This window comes from Streptomyces laurentii (assembly GCF_040635425.1).
In the GTDB taxonomy this organism is placed as follows: domain Bacteria; phylum Actinomycetota; class Actinomycetes; order Streptomycetales; family Streptomycetaceae; genus Streptomyces; species Streptomyces laurentii.
The window spans coordinates 1-17,136 of record NZ_JBEYHT010000100.1; the positions used below are offsets into that span (position 1 = coordinate 1).

Annotated in this window: 18 protein-coding genes; 10 read left to right on the top strand and 8 right to left on the bottom strand. The window is 71.2% G+C overall.

Annotation, left to right across the window (positions count from 1 at the left end; all coding sequences use genetic code 11):
* Positions 1 to 113: 113 nt before the first annotated feature.
* Together ABZ693_RS34810 and ABZ693_RS34815 are read right to left on the bottom strand one after the other, a co-directional pair.
* On the bottom strand, positions 114 to 1,112 hold the full coding sequence (locus ABZ693_RS34810; protein WP_359885494.1) for an inorganic phosphate transporter: 999 nt from the start codon (positions 1,110 to 1,112) through the stop codon (positions 114 to 116).
* A 5-nt stretch (positions 1,113 to 1,117) separates the two neighbouring features.
* A complete protein-coding gene (locus ABZ693_RS34815) occupies positions 1,118 to 1,738 on the bottom strand; it encodes a DUF47 domain-containing protein (RefSeq protein WP_359885495.1) in 621 nt (206 codons plus the stop codon).
* A 194-nt stretch (positions 1,739 to 1,932) separates the two neighbouring features.
* On the opposite strand from ABZ693_RS34815, the gene ABZ693_RS34820 reads away from it, so the two are divergent.
* Positions 1,933 to 2,358 carry a metal-sensitive transcriptional regulator gene (locus ABZ693_RS34820; protein ID WP_359885496.1) on the top strand — a complete coding sequence of 142 codons (426 nt, stop codon included), beginning with the start codon at positions 1,933 to 1,935 and terminating at the stop codon, positions 2,356 to 2,358.
* Between the two features lie 46 nt (positions 2,359 to 2,404).
* Here ABZ693_RS34820 and ABZ693_RS34825 read toward each other — a convergent pair whose 3' ends face one another.
* A complete protein-coding gene (locus ABZ693_RS34825; protein ID WP_359885510.1) occupies positions 2,405 to 2,581 on the bottom strand; it encodes a hypothetical protein in 177 nt (58 codons plus the stop codon).
* A gap of 267 nt (positions 2,582 to 2,848) precedes the next feature.
* Positions 2,849 to 3,676, bottom strand: a complete 828-nt coding sequence (locus ABZ693_RS34830) for an SCO4651 family lipoprotein (protein ID WP_359885497.1) — start codon at positions 3,674 to 3,676, stop codon at positions 2,849 to 2,851.
* A 100-nt stretch (positions 3,677 to 3,776) separates the two neighbouring features.
* Here ABZ693_RS34830 and ABZ693_RS34835 point away from each other — a divergent pair, with 100 nt between their 5' ends.
* Positions 3,777 to 4,028: a hypothetical protein gene (locus ABZ693_RS34835; protein WP_359885498.1), complete on the top strand. Its 252-nt coding sequence runs from the start codon at positions 3,777 to 3,779 to the stop codon at positions 4,026 to 4,028.
* Between the two features lie 3 nt (positions 4,029 to 4,031).
* Here ABZ693_RS34835 and ABZ693_RS34840 read toward each other — a convergent pair whose 3' ends face one another.
* The 3 genes from ABZ693_RS34840 to ABZ693_RS34850 all read right to left on the bottom strand — a co-directional run bounded on the left by ABZ693_RS34840 (position 4,032) and on the right by ABZ693_RS34850 (position 6,445).
* Positions 4,032 to 4,742, bottom strand: coding sequence for a phosphatase PAP2 family protein (locus tag ABZ693_RS34840; RefSeq protein ID WP_359885499.1), 711 nt, complete (start codon positions 4,740 to 4,742; stop codon positions 4,032 to 4,034).
* 195 nt (positions 4,743 to 4,937) lie between these two features.
* Positions 4,938 to 5,951: a C40 family peptidase gene (locus ABZ693_RS34845; RefSeq protein WP_359885509.1), complete on the bottom strand. Its 1,014-nt coding sequence runs from the start codon at positions 5,949 to 5,951 to the stop codon at positions 4,938 to 4,940.
* Positions 5,952 to 6,301: 350 nt separating this feature from the next.
* On the bottom strand, positions 6,302 to 6,445 hold the full coding sequence (locus ABZ693_RS34850) for a hypothetical protein (RefSeq protein WP_359885500.1): 144 nt from the start codon (positions 6,443 to 6,445) through the stop codon (positions 6,302 to 6,304).
* An 852-nt stretch (positions 6,446 to 7,297) separates the two neighbouring features.
* Between ABZ693_RS34850 and ABZ693_RS34855 the strand changes: the two genes are divergently transcribed.
* The 6 genes from ABZ693_RS34855 to ABZ693_RS34880 all read left to right on the top strand — a co-directional run bounded on the left by ABZ693_RS34855 (position 7,298) and on the right by ABZ693_RS34880 (position 14,441).
* A complete protein-coding gene (locus tag ABZ693_RS34855; protein WP_093874928.1) occupies positions 7,298 to 7,606 on the top strand; it encodes a DUF8827 family protein in 309 nt (102 codons plus the stop codon).
* Between the two features lie 121 nt (positions 7,607 to 7,727).
* A complete protein-coding gene (locus ABZ693_RS34860; RefSeq protein ID WP_359885501.1) occupies positions 7,728 to 8,555 on the top strand; it encodes a hypothetical protein in 828 nt (275 codons plus the stop codon).
* On the top strand, positions 8,545 to 9,936 hold the full coding sequence (locus ABZ693_RS34865; RefSeq protein ID WP_359885502.1) for a hypothetical protein: 1,392 nt from the start codon (positions 8,545 to 8,547) through the stop codon (positions 9,934 to 9,936). The genes ABZ693_RS34860 and ABZ693_RS34865 overlap by 11 nt, the downstream gene beginning before the upstream one ends.
* Positions 9,933 to 11,486, top strand: coding sequence for an SCO6880 family protein (locus ABZ693_RS34870; RefSeq protein ID WP_359885503.1), 1,554 nt, complete (start codon positions 9,933 to 9,935; stop codon positions 11,484 to 11,486). The genes ABZ693_RS34865 and ABZ693_RS34870 overlap by 4 nt, the downstream gene beginning before the upstream one ends.
* A gap of 20 nt (positions 11,487 to 11,506) precedes the next feature.
* Entirely contained in the window at positions 11,507 to 12,901 is a 1,395-nt protein-coding gene (locus ABZ693_RS34875; RefSeq protein ID WP_359885504.1) for an ATP-binding protein, read from the top strand.
* A 4-nt stretch (positions 12,902 to 12,905) separates the two neighbouring features.
* Entirely contained in the window at positions 12,906 to 14,441 is a 1,536-nt protein-coding gene (locus tag ABZ693_RS34880) for a type VI secretion protein (protein ID WP_359885505.1), read from the top strand.
* 34 nt (positions 14,442 to 14,475) lie between these two features.
* Here ABZ693_RS34880 and ABZ693_RS34885 read toward each other — a convergent pair whose 3' ends face one another.
* Positions 14,476 to 15,045 carry a GNAT family N-acetyltransferase gene (locus tag ABZ693_RS34885; protein ID WP_359885506.1) on the bottom strand — a complete coding sequence of 190 codons (570 nt, stop codon included), beginning with the start codon at positions 15,043 to 15,045 and terminating at the stop codon, positions 14,476 to 14,478.
* Positions 15,046 to 15,141: 96 nt separating this feature from the next.
* On the opposite strand from ABZ693_RS34885, the gene ABZ693_RS34890 reads away from it, so the two are divergent.
* Both ABZ693_RS34890 and ABZ693_RS34895 read left to right on the top strand, forming a co-directional pair.
* The gene (locus tag ABZ693_RS34890) at positions 15,142 to 16,350 is read left to right on the top strand and encodes a sensor histidine kinase (protein WP_359885507.1); all 1,209 of its coding nucleotides are present in this window, start codon (positions 15,142 to 15,144) and stop codon (positions 16,348 to 16,350) included.
* Positions 16,347 to 17,021 (top strand): response regulator, encoded by a 675-nt coding sequence (locus ABZ693_RS34895; protein WP_359885508.1) that lies wholly within the window; start codon positions 16,347 to 16,349, stop codon positions 17,019 to 17,021. Before ABZ693_RS34890 ends, ABZ693_RS34895 begins: the two co-directional genes overlap by 4 nt.
* The last annotated feature ends 115 nt before the right edge of the window (positions 17,022 to 17,136 follow it).

Consider the following 17,136-nt stretch of genomic DNA (forward strand, 5'->3'; position numbering starts at 1 on the left):
ACCGGCGTCACCCTGACCGGTACGACCGCCTCGTACTACCAGGACCTGCCGCCCGGCGCGACGATCGTGCTCCTCGCGATCGGCCCGGCCACATTCGGGTGGGTCCGCGAAGGTCAGCCGAAGAACAGCTTGACCACGTAGAAGCTCGCCGCGGCGACGATCGCGGCGGCCGGCATGGTGATGAACCAGCCGAGGATGATGTTCTTGGCGACGCCCCAGCGCACCGCGTTCACACGCTTGGTGGCGCCCACACCCATGATCGCGGAGGTGATGACATGGGTCGTGGAGATCGGCGCCTTGAAGAGGAACGCCGTGGCGAACATGATCGACGCGCCGGTCGTCTCGGCGGCGAAGCCCTGCGGCGGGTCCAGCTCGATGATCTTGCGGCCGAGGGTCCGCATGATCCGCCAGCCGCCCGCGTACGTACCGAGCGACAGCATCACGGCACAGACGATCTTCACCCACACCGGGATCGGCGCGTCGGCGCTCTGCACATCGCCGATGACCAGGGCCATCACCACGATGCCCATCGTCTTCTGGGCGTCCTGGAGGCCGTGGCCGAGCGCCATGCCCGCCGCCGACACGGTCTGCGCGATCCGGAAGCCGCGCTTGGCCTTGTGCGGGTTGCTCTTGCGGAACAGCCACATGATCAGCGTCATCACCAGATAGCCGACGACGAGGCCGACCAGCGGGGACAGGAACATCGGGATGACGATCTTCTCGAGCACACCGGACCAGATGACCTCCGTGCCGCCCGCGAGCGCCGCGCCCACCATGCCGCCGAACAGGGCGTGCGAGGAGGACGAGGGAAGACCGAAGTACCAGGTGACGAGGTTCCAGACGATCGCGCCGAGCAGCGCGGCGAAGAGGATTCCCATCCCCTTGTCGCCGGTCGGAGTGGCGATCAGGCCCTTGCTGACGGTGTGCGCGACGCCCTGGCCTATGAAGGCGCCGGCGAGGTTCATCACGGCGGCCATCGCGAGCGCGGCCCGCGGAGTCAGCGCCCGGGTCGACACCGAGGTGGCGATGGCGTTCGCCGAGTCGTGGAAACCGTTCGTGTACGTGAAGCCGAGCGCGACACCGATGGTCACGATCAGCGCAAAGGTGTCCACGGAGCTCAGGACTCCTTGACGGCGATGGTCTCCACCGTGTTCGCCACGCGCTCGAAGGCGTCCGCGGCCTCTTCGAGGACATCCACGATCTGCTTGAGCTTGAGCACCTCGATGGCGTCGTACTTGCCGTTGAAGAGGTGGGCGAGCAGCTTGCGGTGGATCTGGTCCGCCTGGTTCTCCAGCCGGTTGACCTCGATCCAGTACTCGGTGAGGTTGGCCATGGTCCGCAGGTTCGGCATGGCCTCGGCGGTCAGCTCGGCCGCCCGCGACAGCACCTCGATCTGCTGCTCGACGCCCTTGGGCAGTTCCTCGACGTTGTAGAGGACGACCAGGTCGACGGCCTCCTCCATGAAGTCCATGATGTCGTCGAGGGAGGAGGCGAGGGTGTAGATGTCCTCGCGGTCGAACGGCGTGATGAAGGAAGAGTTCAGCTGGTGGAAGATGGCGTGGGTCGCGTCGTCGCCGGCGTGCTCCGCTGCCCGCATCCGTTCCGCGATCTCGGCCCGGGCGGAGGATTCCGCTCCGAGCAGTTCCATCAGGAGTTTCGCGCCCGTGACGATGTTGTCCGCGGATGCGGCGAACATGTCGTAGAAGCTCGTCTCCCTGGGGGTCAGACGAAATCGCACGTGGAATCCTCAAAGTGCTGGGTTCGGTCAGGCTGATGCTAGGCGCATCATCCGGCCACGGCTAACCGGCGTCCTTTCAGTGTCGCCCATCAGGCACAGTGATCTACCACGGGCCCCCGCCCCGATTTCGCGGAGGTCGGTACCCTATACCCACGAGGGGTATAACCACTCTTTCTGGACAACGGGAGGACCCGATGACGACCACCGAGGCCGGCCAGCTCACCCCCGAGACCGCGGTCGACGCGGCGGTCGCGCACGCCTCCGCGGCGCCGGCCGTGACCGGATCCAAGGCCGGATCCGCCCCCGCGCCCGAGGCCGGCGAGGGCCACGACCACGCGGTGCACGGCTACCACAATCAGAAGGACGAGCACCTGAAGCGGCTGCGCCGCGTCGAGGGCCAGATCCGCGGCCTGCAGCGGATGGTCAGCGAGGACACGTACTGCATCGACATCCTCACCCAGGTCTCGGCCTCCACGAAGGCCCTGCAGTCCTTCGCCCTCCAGCTCCTGGAGGAGCACCTGCGGCACTGCGTCGCGGAGGCGGCGCAGAAGGGCGGCACCGAGATCGAGGACAAGGTCGAGGAGGCCACCAAGGCCATCGCCCGCATGCTGCGCACCTGAGCCGCACCCGCCGCCGTCCCCTGGCCGGTCCGTGCCGATCTCGTGGTCAGCGGCAGCCGTGGGCGCCGACCCGCAGTACCTCGTCGATCCGGTCGGCGCTCAGCCGCTCCTCCCCGTCCGCGGCGGAGGCCGCGATGATCAGCTCGCCGCACAGCTCTATCTCGGCCAGGGCGACGTACTCCGGATCACCGGGCGCGAAAGCCGACGGCAGAACCAGGGACACGGGAGGGGACACGGGAGGGGGCGGGGGCGCGGCGGCGGTCGCGGTTCCGGGCGGCGGGACCATGCGCGTACACCTTCCTGTCGACGTGCTGTCGAGCTGCTGTCCGGGCCTGCGGTTCCGGGGCGTGCCTTCCGGCCGTCGTACGGCGTACGGCTTCACCCTCCAGCGTAGAAAGCGCCCCGCGCGCCGCGCATGACACGTCCGGACCATTTGCGATGGCCCGGGCGAGGGCCCACCCGCCCCTTCCCCCGCCGCCGTCCGCCCGCGCTACGCCTCGATCTTCCCTGTGTAGATGTCCTTCCGGTCCGGCAGCGTCACCGCGACCGGCGCGCCGAAGCCGTACAACAGCGTGGTCGAGGCGACCTCGACCGTCCGGCCCTGGTTCCGGAAGCTGAACTGGTGGCGGACCTTGCGCAGCCGCCCCGCGCCGTCCAGATACGCGTCGAACGACACCAGGTCCGTGGCGAACCCTTTCGCCGCCGCCGTGAGCGCCCCGCGCACCGGCGGCGAGGACAGCCGGGCGGCGTCCCCGATGCGCGTGATCCCCCGGTAGTGCCGGACCGTCACCCCGGCGAGGTCGACCTCGTCCACGTACGTGACGTCGCGGGCGCCGCGCAGCAGCTCGGCCGCGGCGGCCGGATCGGTGGCCCCGCCGGTGACCAGGTTGCCGTCCTCAAGCGCGGTGGTGTCGACCCGTACCCACTTGTCGGCGGGGACGCCCGCGCCCCGGTCCTTCATGTAGAGCGCGCCGGGGACGAGCAGTTCGGTGATCGGCCGCTGCGGGCTCTGCCCGTCGGCGCCCCGCGGCAGCACCACCCGGAGGCGGCCCGTACGGCGGCGGAAGTCGTAGTCGCCCTCGCCGCGGATGGTCACGCGGGTGCCGCCGGACGCCATCTCCATCGAGGTGCTGGTCTTGGACGATCCGGCCCGGGTCAGCTCCTCGACCGCGCCGCGTACGGTCCGCCCCGGATCGCCGCCGGGCGCCTCGTCGTCCGCGGGGGCCGCGCAGCCGCCGGCCGCCACCGCCACGGCACCGGCCAGCGCCAGGGCGGCGGCCCGCGCCCCGCCGCCCGTGCGTCCCTTCCGCACCACCATCGCCTGCCAACCCCCAACGCCTGCCGCTTGTCCGTCCGAAACCCACCCGACCGGATAACGACGGTCCGCACGCGCCGTCACGCGCAGTACCGTGGGGGACGTGCATGACCAGGCCCCGCCTCACGCCCCGCGGCCCACCGCGCCCCTGACGGACACGTACCCGACGGACACGTACCCGACGGACATCCACACGACGGACACCCGCCCGTCGGTGACGCACCGGGCGGAGACGACGGAACGCGGCGCGTTCGCACTCGCCCGCTGCGTCTGCGGCTGGTCCGGCCCGGCCCGCCGCTCCCGCGACCGCGCCCGTACGGACGCGACGGAGCACCTGGCGGCCTCCGAGGGATAGGAATCAGGCGGCGAGATCGCGGTCGTCGGCGCCCAGCCGGGCCTCGGGCAGACCGATCGCCCCGGCGACCGCGGGCCCGTCGTCGGCCCGCCGGGAGCGGACCAGCCGGGCGCCGCGCGGGCTGCGCGCGACAGCCGCGACGACCGGCGTGAGCAGCGCGAGCGCGACCGGGGCGAGCAGCAGCGCGACGGCGGTGCCGAGCGCGAGGCCGCCGACGACGTCGGTCGGGTAGTGGACGCCCATGTAGACGCGGCAGAAGCCCGCGGCGAGCGCGAGGCCGATGGCGGCGAACCCGAAGCGGCGGTGGGCGATGAAGACGCCGATGGCGAGGGCCATGGTGAGGGTGGCGTGGTCGCTCACGAACGAGAAGTCGGTCTTGCCCTTGACCAGGACGTCGAGGCCGGGGTGGTCGTTGAACGGCCGGGGACGCTGGACGAAGCCGCGGATCGGGATGTTGACGAGGAGCGCGATGCCGGCGGCCAGCGGTGCCCAGAGCAGCGCGGTGACGCCGGCCACCGAGTCGGCCGCGGTGCCGCGCCGGCGGACGCTCCACCAGCAGCCGAGCACCACGAGGACGAGGCCGAGCACGGTGCCGTACTCGCCGGTGAACTCCATGACGCGGTCGAACCACGGTGGGGCGGCCTTGGCCAGCCCGTTGATGTCGTAGAGGAGGCTGACATCGGGGTTCGAACCGTCCGATGCGAGTCCGGCCATGTGCTGCGGCCCCTTGATGTGTGGTGGTGTCCAACCCCCGTGGTCGGGCTGGTCGGATCGGGAAACGATCCGGCCGAGGGGAGCGTTCCGCTCCGGCCCCAAGATCGCTGGGACGTTATCGAACGGTGACGGGCCGCCGCAGCCCGGGGCCACGACCTCACGGAGCGTCCCCTCCGGTACACGCTCCGGGCCCCGTCACGACTGCGGCAGGTGGGTGGGCAGCGCGGCCGCGCCTTCCTTGGTGACCCGGGTCGCGCCGAAGTAGTCCGGGGTGTCGATCCGGTCGAAACGGATGACGGCGCCGGTGCGCGGGGCGTCGATCATGTACCCGCCGCCGACGTAGATGCCGACGTGCCGGATGGCCCGCGAATTGGTGAGGTCGTCCGAGAAGAACACCAGATCGCCCGGCAGCAGCTCGTTCCGGCTCGGGTGCGGTCCGGCGTTGTACTGGTCGTTGGCCACCCGCGGCAGGCCGATCCCCACGCTGTCGTACGCCGCCTGGGTCAGCCCCGAGCAGTCGAACCGCCCGTTCTGCGCGGCCGTACCCGTACCACCCCACAGATACGGCGTACCGAGCTTCTGCTGCGCGTAGTAGATGGCGGAGGCGGCCTGCTTGGACGGCTCGACGCGACCGATGGGGCGGGCGAAGCTCTTCTCCAGGGACCGGATGATCCGCACGTAGTTCTGCGTCTCGCTGATCCCGGGCACGCCGCCGGACTTGATGACGCGGTAGGCACCGGCGTTGTACGCGGCGAGCATGTTGTTGGTGACGTCGCCCGGCACGTCCTTCACGTAGCCGGCGAGCTCGCAGTCGTACGAGGCGGCCGACGGGATCGCGTCCTTCGGGTCCCAGATGTCCCGGTCGCCGTCCCCGTCGCCGTCTATGCCGTGCCCGGCCCAGGTGCCGGGGATGAACTGGGCGATGCCGCGGGCGTCGGCGGGCGAGACGATCTTCGGGTTCCAGCCGCTCTCCTGGTAGAGCTGGGCGGCGAGCAGGGCGGGATTGATGGCGGGGCACAGATTCCCCCACTGCTGCACGAGCCCCTGGTACGCCGCGGGCACGGCCCCCTTCGCGAGCCCCACGCTCCCGCTCTTGCCTGCCCCGCCGAACGCTCCGGCGGCGGCGGAGTACGTCCCGACGACGATCAGCAGGACGAACAGCAGGCAGACCCCTGTCACCCCACCGCCCACCAGCCACGCCGCCCGCACCTTACGCACCGTCAACCACCCCTCGGCTCCGGCCAGTACGCACCGGCCCCCAGTCTAGGCGGGCACCCCCACTCTCAGGGGGTGGACGAACCGGACGGAACACCGCCATCCGAGGGCCAGAACGAAGACCGCACCCCGGGGCCGGGGACGACGGGCCCCTCGAAAGGCGTGCCAGGGGCAGATGTCTTCGGGGCCTGGACCTCCGAGCGAAGGCTGCACGGCCGAGACGCCGCCCAGCAGAAGCGCGTCGGCCCTCTCCGCCGCCTCCTGCCTGCTGATCCCGCTGACCACGCGCTTCCCCCCTCCGGTCCCCTCCGCACCGCCTGCCCCAGGCCCGGCACATCCGGCCGTCATCGCCCCGCCGCGTCCACGGGCGCGTTCTTCGAGGAGACCTGGAGGCCGTCGATGGACGACTTCACCCGGACGTCCCGCTCGTGCTGTTCCTTGGCGACACGGCGCAGCGCGGGAGCGAGGGAGTCACACTCGGCCTTCACCGCACCGACCCGCTCCTCCCAGGAAGCGAGAAGGGCCTTCAAGGCGGCCGCACACGTCAGCCCATGCAACCCGGCTGTCGTTCCGTCATGCGCCGTGGTCAGTCGGCTCTTGGCGGTCCCCATACCGGCCAGCAGGGATTCCGCGACCCCGGCCGCCTTCATCCACGGCCCACCGCTGTGCCGGAGATCGGCGCCCGTCGGCGTGCCTCCGCTTCCCATTCCCACCGATGACAGGGCCATCGGTGCGGCTGACGCATCGTCCACTCCCGGTCCGACCGGATGCATCGACTCCTGCCATGGCGCCGAGCGCGCACCCGAACCCATACGTCCCTCGCCCCTGATTCTCTGTTCTTTCCATCAGTCTCGACGGACGCTAACAGCGGGAGCCCTCGGCCACACGAGCGCAAACTCGAAGAAGAGCACATCAGTTGCTTCCTGCAGCAACAGCCGCAAGGAAAGAACCGCAAGAGCAAAGATCATCACTTTCACCCACAGGAGTGAGTACGCCCGCCCGGGGCGCCCCACTCTCTCGGAGTCACTGGCCTCGCCCCGCCGACCGGCTTGCGTCGAGGGCTCCCTGACGCGACGTCGAGCAGCGCCCCCAAAGGTGCCGTAACGACAATCATTGCCCGCAGTCACGCCCCGTGATACACAGAGTGACCATAGGCTTCTTCGTACGGAAACCGGCCACACCGCCACAGCTCAAGACGGTCAGATCGGACATGCCTGCGGGGATCGGGTAAAGAGAGCCGCCAAGCCGTCACACGCGAGCGGTTTCATCAGCGAAGATAGGGCGACGACCCATGCCATCAGGCAGGGGCGACGAACTACCCAATAGGGGCGGTGAGTTACATGTACCTGGCGGCCGAAAAGGGCGACATCAACACCATTATCGGTGGAATCGCCCCGAACTGGGGGCCTTTCGGGAGCCTGGGCGCCGAAGCCAAGGTGATGATCGAGGTCGTGATGGCCGTGGCCATTCTGCTCTGTCTCGGCATCGCCATCTGGGGAGCGGCCAAACAGCGTATCGGCGCCACCGCCCTGCGCGACACGTTCAGCGCCGAACAGGGCAAGGGCCTGATCGTGGCCGGTCTGACCGGAGTCTTCATCATCGGGTCTCTGGGAACGCTCTTCACCATCGTGTACGGGATGGCCGTCTAACCCGTTTCTCACCAACGAGGTCGCGTTCCCTGATGTCCAGTCACCACGCAACGCCCACACGGCAAGCGGCACGGCCGGCTTTGCCGTACCCGTACACCTGTGCTGAAGGGGCGTACCCGGCATGAGCCTCGGCGACGAGCACGACGGCCAGACCCGCACCCGTCTCCCCGAGGGCAACACCGGCGACCCGTACGGCGCCCCCCGCCGCCCCACCACCCGGAGCACCCGCTCCCTCGCCGTGGCGGTGGGCGTGGTGGTCCTCCTGATCGCCGCGATCGCCTTCGCGAACCGCGGCAACGACACCCCCGCCGGCTCCGCGGCCCCCCGCGGCGGCGGCCCGGACGCCCCCGCCGGCTCCGCCGCCCCGACCGCGGCCACCGGCACCCGCCCCGTCACCGGCAAGAACGGCACGATCGCGGCCGGCTTCGCCCACGACGAGCAGGGGGCACAGAGCGCGGCGGCGAACTACGCGGTGGCGCTGGGCTCCGTCGACATGTTCCAGAGCGGACCGCGCGAGAGCATCGTCCGGGCCGTCCACGACCCGGCCGTCGCGGACGGTCTGGTGAAGAGCATGAAGGACTCCTACTCGGCCGGCTTCCTGGCCAACGTAGGGCTCGAACCCGACGGCACCGCACCCACTGGCCTGACGTTCGTGTCCCGCACGATCCCGGTCGGCACGACGGTGAAGGACCGGGCCAACGGGACCGTCACCGTCGAGGTGTGGTGCACCGGGCTCGTCGGGCTGGCCGGCGAGGGGTCCACGAAGCCGGTCACGTCGACGTGGTTCACGATCACCGAGAAGCTCACGTGGGTCGGCGGCGACTGGAAGATCGTCAGCTCTGCCCAGGCCGAGGGTCCCACCCCCGTCAACGGTGACAACCGGGCCTCCATGGCGGACGAGATCGCCAAGGCCGTCGAGGGATACGGAGGCTTCACCTATGCCCGCTAGCAGCCGTGTGCCGCTGCGCACCCTGACCGTCGGCGTGACCACCCTCTCCGCGGCGCTGACGATGCTCGCCACGCGCGCGTACGCCGCCCCGACCCCCACCCCGACGAGCACCCCGCCGCCCTCCGGCGGCACCCCGTCACCGGGCGCCACACCCTCGCCGAGCGCCAGCAACAACGCCTGCGACCTCATCGTGGGCCAGGCCCGCGAATACTGCGAGAACGGCCAGTCCGGCGGCAGCGCCCGGATCGACGACCCCACCTCGACCGTCGACCCCCTCTCCTCCCTCGCCAGCGGCTGCGCCAAAGCCGCCGCCTGGGTCGTCGACACCCTCTCCGGTGCCGTGAAGGAGACCGCGGCCGTCGACTTCACCAACGGCGACTTCCTCGCCCGCTACGCGATCGTCTTCGCCGCCGCCACCTTCCTCACCCTCCTCCTCTGGCTGCTGGCCGTCGCCAAGCGCGCCATGCGCGGCGTGCCGCTCACCACCGCCATCTCCGAGGCGATCGGCTTCCTCTGGCTGACCGTCCTGGCCTGCGCCTTCACGCCGCTGATCCTGTACACGGTCGTCAACGCCGCCGACGCGATCACCGAGGTCATCGCCTCCGGCACCGGACAGCAGAACGACGCCTTCTTCGGCGGCTTCAAACAGGCCCTGGAGAAGGGCGACAGCATCGGTGGCGGGCCCATCATGCTGATCATCGTCTCGCTCGTCACGATCCTCGCCGCCGGCGTGCTCTACCTCGAACTCGTCCTGCGGGCCGTCCTCCTCTATGTCGGCGCGCTGCTCGGCGTCGTCGTCTACTCCGGGCTCGTCGACAAGAACATGTGGGGCCACGTCCGCCGCTGGGCGGGCATCATGATCGCGGTGATCCTGGTCAAGCCGGTGATCGTCATCGTGCTGGGCCTCGCGGGCGCACTGTCGTCCGGCACCGGCCCCGACTCGTTCTCCGCCGTGGTCTCCGGCCTGGCCATCATCCTGCTCGCGATCTTCGCCTCGGCGATGATCTACCGCTTCGTCCCCGGCTTCGGCGACGAGATCGTGGCCTCCCGGAACAACCGTCTGCACCGCGCCGGCGAGAACGCCGCGGCCGCCGTCATCTCCTCCCCCGCGTCCCTCGTCTCCCAGGGCATCAAGACCCACAGCAGCCGCGGCGACGGCGGCGGCCAGGCCCCGGCCAAGAGCGCCCCCCGCCCCGCCAACCCGCTCTCGGGCGGCGTCGCCGCCCACAGCAGCCGCGGCACCTCCGGCGGCGGTACGGGCGGCGGAGCGACCCCGGCCCCCCGCAGCGGCAGCCCCACCACGGGCACCCCTCACTCCAGCCGCGGCAACAGCGGCAGCACCAGCAGTAACCGCAACAATCCAGGAGGTGCAGGGCGTTGACGACCCAGTCCCAACCGGTCTCGCCCCGCCGCACGTATCTCATCGGCCGTGCCCGTCCGAACGCGATCGTCGGCAAGAACCGCGAGACCGGCGAGATCGCGCTCATCATCGTCGGTGCCTTCCTCGGCATGATGAGCGGACTCCTCGTCCCCCTCCTGCCCCTGCGCATCGGGCTGCTCACGGGTTTCCCGGTGCTCGCGCTCGCCGCGGTCTACGTCCCGTACAAGCACCGCACCTTCTACAAGTGGTTCGAGATCAACCGCAGCTACAAGCGCATGCTGAAGCGCAGCACCGCGTATCGCTCCACCGCCACCGAGGCCGGCACCCGCCTGGACGGCCGCGAGGTCGAAATCGGCCCGCCGCCCGGCATCGGCGGCGTCAGCTGGCTGTCGGCGCCCTTCGGCCCCGACGAGATCGCGGTCCTGCTGCACGCGGACCGCCGCACCGTCACCGCCGCCATCGAGATCGAGGGTCCCGGCGTCGGCCTGCGCGACTCCGAGGACCAGGAAGCCCTCGTCGACCGCTTCGGCACACTCCTCAAGCACGTCGCCAACGGCGACGGCTTCGTCACCCGCCTCCAGATGCTCGCCCGTACGCTGCCCGCCGACCCCGACGCGCACGCCAAGGACGTCGCCCAGCGCGGCGACCACCAGGCCCCGGGCTGGCTCCAGGAGTCGTACGACCAGCTGCAGTCCATGGTCTCGACCTCCAGCGAGCAGCACCGCGCCTACCTCGTCGCGTGCATGCACTACACGCGCGAACTCGCCGCCGAGGCCAACGCCATGGCCCGCGCCGCCCGCCACGCCTCCGGCGCCCGCCGGCTGGACCGCGACGGCGGCCTCGCCGTCGTCATGGCCCGCGAGCTGACCGACATCTGCGCCCGCCTCGCCGAGGCCGACATCCGCGTCCGCCAGCCGCTCGGCCAGTCCCGGCTCGCGTCGCTCGTGCACTCGATGTACGACCCGGACCACCCGATCGACCACATCCAGGCCATGTCGAAGCGCAACGCCTGGCCCGCCGAACTCGACGCCGTCGAACCGACGTACCTCCAGGCCAAGACCCGCGAGTCCGCCACCCGCGAGCCCTGGTGCCATGCCACCGCCTGGATCAAGGAGTGGCCGATGACCCCCGTCGGCGTCAACTTCCTCGCCCCGCTCCTCGTCCACACCCCCGACGTGATCCGCACGGTCGCCGTCACCATGGACCTGGAGCCCACCGAGGTGGCCATCGAGCGCATGCTCACCGAGAAGACCAACGACGAGGCCGACGCCTCCCGCCAGGCCAAGATGAACCGCACCGTCGACCCCCGCGACATCGCCGCCCACGGCCGCCTCGACCAGCGCGGCGAGGATCTCGCCAGCGGCGCGGCCGGCGTCAACCTCGTCGGCTACATCACGGTGTCCTCGCGCTCGCCCGAGGCCCTGGCCCGCGACAAGCGCACGATCAGGGCGTCCGCCGGCAAGTCGTACCTGAAACTGGAATGGTGCGACCGCGAGCACCACCGCGCCTTTGTGAACACCTTGCCGTTCGCGACCGGCATCCGCCGCTAGGGCCGAAGGGGCACAGACCGATGCGAGATCCGCTGTCCGTCCTCACCGAAGCCTTCACCGCCTTCCTCTTCGGGAAGGTGGAGACGACCCGTCTGCCCGTCCGTACCTCCACCGGGCAGGCCCAGGCCGTCTACCTGCCGACCGCCGCGCCCGGCCTCGGCGACTCCGGCGTGATCATCGGCCGCGAGGTGTACAGCGGCAAGGGGTACATCTACGACCCCTTCCAGCTGTACGGTCAGCAGCTCCCCGCGCCCCACTGGCTGGTCCTCGGCGAGTCCGGCAACGGCAAGTCGGCGCTGGAGAAGACGTACGTGCTGCGCCAGCTCCGCTTCCGCGACCGCCAGGTCGTCGTCCTCGACGCCCAGGGCGAGGACGGCGTCGGCGAGTGGAACCTCATCGCGCAGGAGCTGGGGATAACTCCCATCCGCCTGGACCCGATGGTCGCGAACGACTCCGGCATCCGCCTCAACCCGCTCGACCCGTCCATCACCACCACGGGCCAGCTCGCGCTCCTGCGCACCATCATCGAGGTCGCGATGGGCCACGGCCTCGACGAGCGCTCCGGCTTCGCGCTCAAGGTCGCCCACGCGTACGTCAACGAGCACGCCGTCGACCGCCAGCCGATCCTCACCGACATCGTCGAACGCCTGCGCCACCCCGAGCCGGAGTCGGCGGAGGCGATGAACGTCGCCCTCGACGACGTACGGGCCTGGGGTCTCGACGTCGCCCTCGTCCTCGACCGGCTCGTCGACGGCGACCTGCGCGGCATGTTCGACGGCCCGACGACCGTCGGCATCGACCTCGACGCCCCGCTGATCGTCTTCGACCTCTCCCACATCGACCGCAACTCCATCGCCATGCCCATCCTCATGGCGATCGTCGGCGTGTGGCTGGAGCACACCTGGATCCGCCCCGACCGGAAGAAGCGCATCTTCCTCGTCGAGGAGGCCTGGCACATCATCAACAGCCCCTTCGTGGCCCAGCTGTTCCAGCGCCTGCTGAAGTTCGGCCGCCGCCTCGGCCTGTCCTTCGTCGCCGTCGTCCACCACCTCTCCGACGTCGTCGACGGCGCGGCGGCCAAGGAAGCCGCGGCCATCCTCAAAATGGCCTCCACCCGCACCATCTACGCCCAGAAAGCCGACGAGGCCCGCAACACCGGCCGTGTCCTCGGCCTGCCCCGCTGGGCCGTCGAGATCATCCCGACCCTCACCCCCGGCATCGCCGTCTGGGACGTCAACGGCAACGTGCAGGTGGTCAAACACCTCATCACCGAACGCGAACGCCCGCTCGTCTACACCGACCGTGCCATGACCGAGTCGTCCGACCCCGACCCGGAGCTGGAGTGGGAGCGGGAACAGCGCGCGATCCTCATCGAGCAGCAGATGAAGGACCCCTCCCAATCGACGGTGGCGTAATCCCGTGAGCACGAACCGAACGGATCCCGGATCCCGCCAGGGGGGCGGCGGCATCCCCGACGGCTTCATCGTCGGGCTGTTCACCCTCCTCTTCGGCATCGCCTTCCTCGTCTGGACGGCGACCGGCCTGTCCGGCCTGTTCTCCCACGGCGGCTGGCCGGACGGCGTCACCTTCGCCCGTACGCCGCTGGCCCTGCCGTCGCTCCTCTCCTCCCCGACGGACCTGCCGGCGGCCTGGCCGGACACCCCGCGGGACCAGTTCTCCGGCTACGGCCTGTTCTGGGGCCTGGTCATCGGCGAGGCGCTGATCCTGGTCGTCCTGGCGGTGTTCGTCCTCGGCACTCTGGCCCGCTGGCGCGCGATCCGCGCGAACCGGAAGACGGCCGGGTACGAGAAGGCGTACGCGAAGCCCTACGAGAAGCCCTACGAGAAGCCGGCCCCCGTTCCGACGGAGGCCGTTCCGACGGAAGCCGTTCCGACGGAGGCCGCCCCCGCCCAGCGCCACCCCGAGCCCGCCCCGCCTCGCGACACTCCCCCGGCCCCCCGCACCCCGGCCGACGAGCAGCCCCCGCCCCCCGAACCGACCCCGGCCCCGGCCGCCACGCCCGCCCCTCCCCCCACCCGCATCGTGTACGGGTCGGCGGCGGAGCGCCGCGAGGTCGCCCTCCAGGCGGTACGGGACGCCGAGGGCGCGGCCCTCGTCGTGACGTCCGACCCCACGCTCTGGGCGGAGACGAAGGACGCGCGCGGCAAACTCGGCCCGGTCCTCGTCTACGACCCGGGCCACCTGTGCGAGACCCCGGCCCGGCTCCGCTGGAACCCCGCCGAGGGCTGCGAGGACCCCGCCGTGGCCCAGAGCCGCGCGTCCGCGCTGCTCGCCCCGGTACGCCCGCAGGCCCGGATCGACGCGGCCATGACCGACACCGCCGAAACGCTCCTGCGCTGCTGGCTGCACGCCGCCGCCATAGACGGCCGCCCGTTCAAGCAGGTCCACCGCTGGGCTCAGGGCAGCGACGCCCACGAGCCGGTACGGATCCTCCGCACCCACCCGAAGGCCGCCTCGGGCCACGCCGGCCTGCTCGAATCCGCGCTCACCGCGCACCCCGAACGCCGCCGCACCGCCCAGGAACTGACGGCCCGTGCCCTGACCTCCCTGTCCCTGATCCACATCAGGAACGCCTGCACGGCGAACCGCGCCGACTCGGTCGCGCTCGCCGCGCTCCTCCCCGAGCAGGGCACGCTCTACGTCGTCGGCGAACCGATCGAGGACCCCCGCACCCACCCGGGCGCGATGCCGCTCCTCACCGCCCTGGTGACCGCCGTGACCGACCACGCCCGCCACCAGGCCACCCGCTCCCCCGACGCCCGCCTCGACCCGCCGCTGAGCCTCGTCCTCGACGACATCGCCGCGGTGGCCCCTCTCCCCGGCCTCCCCGACCTCCTCACGGACGGCCCGTCCGAGGGCCTCCCCACCCTGGCCCTGATGCGATCCCCGGCCCAGGCCCAAGCCCGCTGGCCCTCCCCGCTCCCCACCCCCTGACCGCCCTGGCAAAGAGCGCCGCGCCCCGCCCCGGCTACCCCGCCCGCACCAACTCGTACTCCCGGTCGTAGTCCGTCGCGCTCCCCGGCATCAGCACCCGCACCCCGGTCCACACGAACCCGAACCGCCGGTAGAACGCTTCCGCCCGCTTGTTCTCCTCGTGCACGTACAGCCGCACCCGCTCGATCGGCCGCACCCCGGACACCCCCCACGACCACTCCACCGCCGCCCGGAACAGCGCGTCGATCACCCCGCTCCCGCGCGCCTCCTCCCGCACGAACACCCCCACCACGTGCGTCTGGTCGACGGTCGGCGCCTCTCCGAACGCGACCCCGCCTTCGTCGTCGGGCCGCTCCACGAGCACCGAGACGGTCCCGAGCCAGCGCCCTTCGGGCGTCTCCGCCACGAACTGGCGCACGCGCCCGTTGCCGCTCTCGCCGGCGCCCGCGGTCCGTTCCTGCCAGAACGCGTCGGGCCGCGCGACGGCGTCCTCGTAGGTCTCCAGGAAGGCGAGGTGGGCGACGGGGTCCTGGAGGGCCTCGAGCCGGAGCTCGCGCGCCTTCTCCCACTCGTCGGCTCGGATGACACGAATTGCATAGTCCATGTCAGGATCTTCATCACGAGCACCCCCTCTGACAAGGGGGTTTCGTGGTACCCAGGTACGACGACACCTCGGCCCGCCCCGCCCTAGCGTGGGCGGGTGACGACGCGGACGACGGTGGAGACGACAGCGGCCAGCCGGTACGTACGGCGTCTGCTGGCCCGCGTCCGGGCGTTCGACACCGCGCGCCCGGGCGTGTGGGACGCGACGGTGACGGCGATGTGGACGGTCTCCGCTCTCGTGGACGCGACCGGCGGCGGCTGGCGGACGACGTCCGCGGATGCGACGGTGCCCACATGGCTGGTCGTGGTGCTCGACCTCGCGCTCGTCCTGCCTCTCTACTGGCGCCGCCGGCACCCGATGGCCGTCCTCGCGGCGATGGCGGTCGCGGCGCTGGTCAGCGGTGCCTCGGGCGCGCTTCTCCAGGCCGGCTACATGCAGCTGTTCCCGGTCTTCCACATCGCGCTGACGCGCCCGCCCCGCGCCCTGCTGTCGGCCGCCGCGCTCCTCGCTCCGCCGCTGGCCGTGGCCTCGATCCGGTTTCCCACGGGGTACGGCTCCACCGGCGAGGGCGGCTGGGACCTGCTGGTCGTCCCGTACCTGTGGGCGTTCGCCCTGGCCTCGCTGGCCGGCATCACGGTGCGCTCGCGCCGGGAGGAGCGGGTGCAGGAGGTCGAGCGGGCGGCGGCGGCCGAACGGGACCGGATCGCCCGCGAGATGCACGACATCATCGGCCACAACCTGTCGGTGATCACGGGTCTCGCGGACGGCGGCCGGTACGCGGCGGCGAAGCGCCCCGAGCAGGCGGCCCAGGCGCTCGACGCCATCGCCACCACGAGCCGTCAGGCGCTCGCGGAGCTGCGCCGGGTGCTGCGCGCCCTGGATCCGGAGGCGGTACGGAGCCCTCAGCCGGGTCTGGCGGACCTGCCGGCCCTGATCGACGGCGTCCGCGCGGCCGGCCTCCCGGTCGAGTCGGAGATCTCCGCCGCCCCCACCCTGACCCCCGGCGCCCAACTGACGGTCTACCGGATCGTGCAGGAGGCGCTGACGAACGCCCTGAAGCACGCGGGCCCGGACGCACGGACCACCGTGACCCTCGCCCACGCTCCCGCGGCCACGGTCGCCACGATCACCAGCACCACCCCCGCGCCTGCCTCCCCCGCCCCCACCGCGGGCCAGGGCCAGGGGATCGCCGGAATGCGCGAGCGCGCGGCGCTCTACGACGGCACACTCGTATGCGGCCCGCTGCCGGACGGCACGGGCTGGCGGGTACGACTGCGACTTCCCCGGGAGGACTCCCCCTCGTGACGAGCGTTCTCATCGCCGACGACCAGCCGATGCAGCGGTTCGGTTTCCGGATGCTTCTGGAGAGCCAGGACGACATGACGGTCGCCGGCGAGGCCGGCGACGGCATCGAGGCGGTGCGTCTCGTCGGCCACCACCGCCCGGACGTGGTCCTGATGGACATCCGGATGCCGGGCCTGGACGGCATCGAGGCGACCCGCCGCATCATCGCCGCGGGCGCCGCGACCCGCGTCCTGATCGTGACGACCTTCGACCTGGACGAGTACGCGTACGAGGGCCTGCGCGCCGGCGCCAGCGGCTTTCTGGTGAAGGACGCGCAGCCCGAGGAACTCCTCGCGGGCGTCCGCGCGGTCGCCGCGGGCGACGCGGTGGTGGCGCCCAGCCTGACCCGCCGCCTCCTGGACACCTATCTCCACCGCATGCCCGCGTCGGCTCCGGCGCCCCGTGCTGAGAACAACCCCCGGCTGTCCTCTCTCACGGACCGGGAGAGGGAGATCCTCACGGTCATCGCCCAGGGCTGGACGAACGCCGAGATCGCCGGCCGTCTCCATCTGGCCGAATCCACGGTGAAGACCCATGTCTCCCGTGTCCTCTCCAAGACCGGCTCCCGCGACCGCGTCCAGGCCGTCATCCTGGGCTACGACACGGGCCTGGTGTCCCCGGACCACCGGTGAGTTCCGCTCCTGTCCTGGAAATGAACGCAAAAATGCCTCAACCCCCGGACAAAGTCCGGGGGTTGAGGCTAAAAATTGTTCGGCGGTGTCCTACTCTCCCACAGGGTCCCCCCTG